Source organism: SAR324 cluster bacterium (assembly GCA_029245725.1).
Classification (GTDB): Bacteria; SAR324; SAR324; order SAR324; family NAC60-12; genus JCVI-SCAAA005.
Map to the genome: position 1 here is coordinate 1 of JAQWOT010000191.1, position 4181 is coordinate 4181.

Consider the following 4181-nt stretch of genomic DNA (forward strand, 5'->3'; position numbering starts at 1 on the left):
CACTTTGTGGCAATAAGCCCCTCCCTTTCTCTGAAAGATCATTGCTGTTTGATTTATATCTCAGGCTCTTGCTAACTTATCCATCCCCGACAAACCGATTTCCTAAGCAAAATCAATTCACTAGATCGTCAAAAACATGGATGAGTTCACTCTCTTAGTATTCATCTAACAGCTCAGAAGCGCCTGAGATTCATTTCTTAATTTAGATTTGATATTGCTGCTACCAATAAGCACTATCCGAATTCCCAGTATGTCTGTTTCCAGCTACTATACATCCACTTCTACTAATTGAGGGGATCCGATGAGCGACAAAAAAATTGTTTTTGAAGACGGGAATGCTTACGAGAGAATGATGGGCGTTTGGAGCCAAATTGTTGGCAAAGAATTCATTGAGTGGCTGAACCCTACAAGTGGACAAAGTTGGATCGACATTGGCTGTGGTACAGGAGCCTTCACTGCTCAAATTGCTGAGCTCTGTTCCCCTAGCAAACTGTTGGGAATTGACCCTTCAGAAGCCCAAATCGAATTCGCCCGTAAACGCTCCATAACTCAGCGAGCGACTTTTCAGGCTGGGGACGCAACATATCTTCCATGTGAACCATCCTCATTCGATGTAGCAACCATGGCCCTGGTTCTCTTCTTTTTACCAGATCCAGTTCTTGGAATGGCTGAAATGAAGAGAGTCGTCAAATCTGAAGGCACTCTTGCGGCTTATGTCTGGGATATTCCCGGGAAAGGTCTGCCTATAGACCCGATTCATGCAGAGTTTCGTAAACGAGGGATCGAGTATCCTTTGCCACCCAGTTCGGATGTTTCGAACATCGATCAACTTGAAAAACTCTGGACTGAAGAGGGTATACAATCAATTGAATGCAAGCAAATTAAGGTCAGTAGATCATTTAAAAACTTTGATGAATTTTGGGATATAAATGCTTCTGTTCAAGCAGTCACTACCGTTTTTGATGAGTTAAACCCCCAAATAATTGCTGACATTCGGTCCAATGTAGAAAAGGAATTAGATTATGATTCTGATGGATTTGCTATTATCCGTGGCCACGCGAACGCAATTAAAGGGATTGTCTGAGAGATGATCAAAAAACAAATCCTGATTACTGGTGGGGGCACCGGAATCGGACGTGCTCTTGCGGAGAAATTTGCAGCTAAGGGATGGCAGGTCCTTATCGTTGGACGACGCTCAGAATTTTTGCAGGATGTTGTTAGCCAATACCCCGAGAGTAATCGTGCTATAACAGCAATTGTTTTTCATAATCATGATAAAAATTCATTACGTTTTGATCTTTATTAGGCATAGCCCACATTTCAAAAACGAAAGGTTTGCTGGTTGGTGTTACTATATTAAATTTAAATCGTGTATACTTTTTGGAGAAGAAACTTAGAAAGGATTAATATGCTTGATCATAAAGGAAAAGTTGCAATTGTAACTGGAGGAGCCCAAGGAATTGGAAGAGGAATCACTGATGTTCTAGCCGAAGATGGAGCTACTATTTGTATTGCTGATATTTCAAAAGAGCATGGTAATCAAGCAGTTATGGATTTAGATGCTCAAGGAAGAAAAGCAATTTTTATTGAAGCTGATTTTAGTAAATCAGAATCATCTGTAAGAGTTGTTGAAGAATGTACAAATATTCTTGGAAGATTAGATATCCTTGTAAATAATGTTGGTATTCAACCTCCTGCATCTTATAAAAATGTTGAAGACACTACTGAAGATATGTGGGATGCAGTAATAAATGTAAACTTAAAAAGTTATTTCTTGATGAGTAAATATTCTATTCCTCATATGAAAAAATTAGGAAAAGGAGTCATTATAAACGTTTCAAGTGTCCAAGGATTGCAATCTCAAAAATTAGTACCTCCTTATGCTGCAAGTAAGGGTGCAGTACTTTCTCTAACAAGACAAATGTCTCTAGATTACATCAAGAGTAATATTAGGATCAATGCTATAAATCCAGGAACATTTAATACTCCTATGGTAAGAACTTCAATTACAGGAGATATTGAAGAAAGTATGGAATCATTTGGTAAAGATATTCCTATAGGCAGAGTAGGGGATCCAAAAGAAATTGGGCACGTTGCTTCTTTTCTAGCCAGTGATGGAGCATCTTTCATTTCGGGAGAATATATTAATGTGGATGGAGGGATTATGGCTAAAGGTGGATGGGATGCAGATTTAAAAGGAGAATAAATTAGAGAGGCAATATAAAGCAACGGGAGCTTTGTTTGAACCTCAATTCGTTGCTCAGTTCCTCGAATGGCTTCTGCTTGAAGTGCATGGTGCACAACTTAGTGAAAGAGAATGGATTATTCGGGATTCAGAGTGGCAACATGCAGGGCAAACACTAGTTTAGATCAACTAAATAATCCGATATTTCGTGAAGCAATTAAATCTTTATGTAAGTTTTCCTCCTCTTGATCCCTCAGCACAGATAAAAAGTCAGTTTTATCCCCTTTAGGTTCATGTATCACATTTTAAGTCTGGACTGATTTATTAAACGCAACAGGAGCCAATCGTTTAGCCAGAATTTAATTATCCCAGATTACTCTGTGCAATTCTGATCATTAAATATCACACTTAAATGCTGTTGAGTCCTGTAATGCTTTTGACTCCCATCAATTGACCCCAACAGGCATAACCTTTCCTACCAAGCCCAAAGAAATCAGATACTGGAAATTGGTTTGACTCAATCTATCCAATATTCTTAAGTGATAGAGGTGTCTTTTAATATTTTAACAAGAAATTTGCTGTAACCCATGCACAAGCATACTCAACAGCCAAACAAAATTTAACTTATGAAATTGAACATGATCTCAAAGAAAATTAGCCCTCTAATCACTCTTATATTGCTCGCTAGCTTTCAATGGTCTTGTAGTGGAGGTGGTGGAGGTGAGAACACCGCAAATCTCTCCCCACAGGTCACAATTTCCTACCCTAGAGATAACTCATCTGTGGTTGGAAATGCAGTTTACTCCCTGAAATTCAGTGAAGCTGTAACTGGGTTGACGGGCAACAATCTTAATGCTGCTTGTGAAGGTAGTATCCAATTGAGTCCTGATAATGGTGGCAATTGCTATCCAATCTCGATCAAAAGTACAGACAATATCAGTTGGACAGTTGATCCGGTGGGGGAACTCAGTGATGGTGCCTACAGCCTAACAGTGACCACTGGCATCCAAAATCTCTCCGCTCTCTCCCCTGCCAGTTCAACTAGCGTGACCTTCAATGTTAAGGATGCCCTCTCAACTGTCGCCAACCAGCTGGAGTCAGATCTCATAAAAGCTGATCTCTCTAAAGATCTTGCTGAGGCTGCAAAAGCCGGTGCACGAACTGCCGCAGGTAGTGAAAAAAATGATCTACTCAATGTGATTCCAGCAGCCTTTGATGGTGCTTTCGATGCGGTTGCTACTGCTGGACTGAACGAAAACCTCACGCAGGCTGCCCTCAGCACCATCATTGAGTCCCTGCTATCCAATGTGGCAGGCCAAGCATCACTGGTCAGTGACCACTCTGCTGCACGTGTTGCCGTTCTGCCGCCAAACTTCTCAAGCTTGTTGAAGAGCTTAACAACTAGAGTTGCCACAAAATCTGCTAGCAGCAGTACGACTCTGCAAACATTGGCCACGGCACTGGTCAGTAGTCTGCCTGCAGCTGGAGCAACGGCAACTGAAATCGAGACCATCTATGTCAGAAGTATTGTGCAGACGACAACTACGGTAGTCATGACCACGAACACAGATAAAACGGCAAGGGACAGTGTATTGGTGGGACTTGGGGCTGGTGTAATCGCTGGGGCAAAGAGGATTACAGAAATGACGGTTAACGTTGATATGATTCAAACGACAACAACTGAATCAATGACAGCAGCTGCGAACAGTAGTGATGAAGAATATGATGTCAGCACAGCTACCACTGCAATAGTGACAGCAGTCAACGCCGAAACGCCAACTTCCATCGTTGATGAATCAGCTCCAGCCAGTTGCTCTTTGAACGGCCAAACAGTTGCTCACGGAAGCACGGTAACAGCCTATCAAGCATCTTCAGTGGCTTTTGGAAATACTTGTACCGGTGAGACCCGAAGTTGTTCCGATGGAAATTTGTCCGGCAGCTATACCTATACTAACTGTACGGTAAATCCTGCTAGTCAATCATCTTCAGAATATAG

4 protein-coding genes are annotated in these 4181 nt (G+C 41.5%); all 4 read left to right on the forward strand.

Annotated features, from left to right (window positions below; translation table 11 throughout):
• Positions 1-301: 301 nt before the first annotated feature.
• Entirely contained in the window at positions 302-1084 is a 783-nt protein-coding gene (locus P8O70_10170) for a class I SAM-dependent methyltransferase (protein ID MDG2197236.1), read from the forward strand.
• Positions 1085-1087: 3 nt separating this feature from the next.
• Entirely contained in the window at positions 1088-1306 is a 219-nt protein-coding gene (locus P8O70_10175) for an SDR family NAD(P)-dependent oxidoreductase (GenBank protein MDG2197237.1), read from the forward strand.
• A 102-nt stretch (positions 1307-1408) separates the two neighbouring features.
• Positions 1409-2206: an SDR family NAD(P)-dependent oxidoreductase gene (locus tag P8O70_10180; protein MDG2197238.1), complete on the forward strand. Its 798-nt coding sequence runs from the start codon at positions 1409-1411 to the stop codon at positions 2204-2206.
• A 617-nt stretch (positions 2207-2823) separates the two neighbouring features.
• A partial coding sequence (locus P8O70_10185) for a hypothetical protein (GenBank protein ID MDG2197239.1) occupies positions 2824-4181 on the forward strand: 1358 nt, incomplete at its 3' end.

Excerpts from the sequence above, each read along its gene's own strand:
- P8O70_10170 (MDG2197236.1), top strand. The coding sequence starts at position 302 with ATGAGCGACAAAAAAATTGTTTTTGAAGACGGGAATGCTTACGAGAGA.
- P8O70_10175 (MDG2197237.1), top strand. The coding sequence starts at position 1,088 with ATGATCAAAAAACAAATCCTGATTACTGGTGGGGGCACCGGAATCGGA.
- P8O70_10180 (MDG2197238.1), top strand. The coding sequence starts at position 1,409 with ATGCTTGATCATAAAGGAAAAGTTGCAATTGTAACTGGAGGAGCCCAA.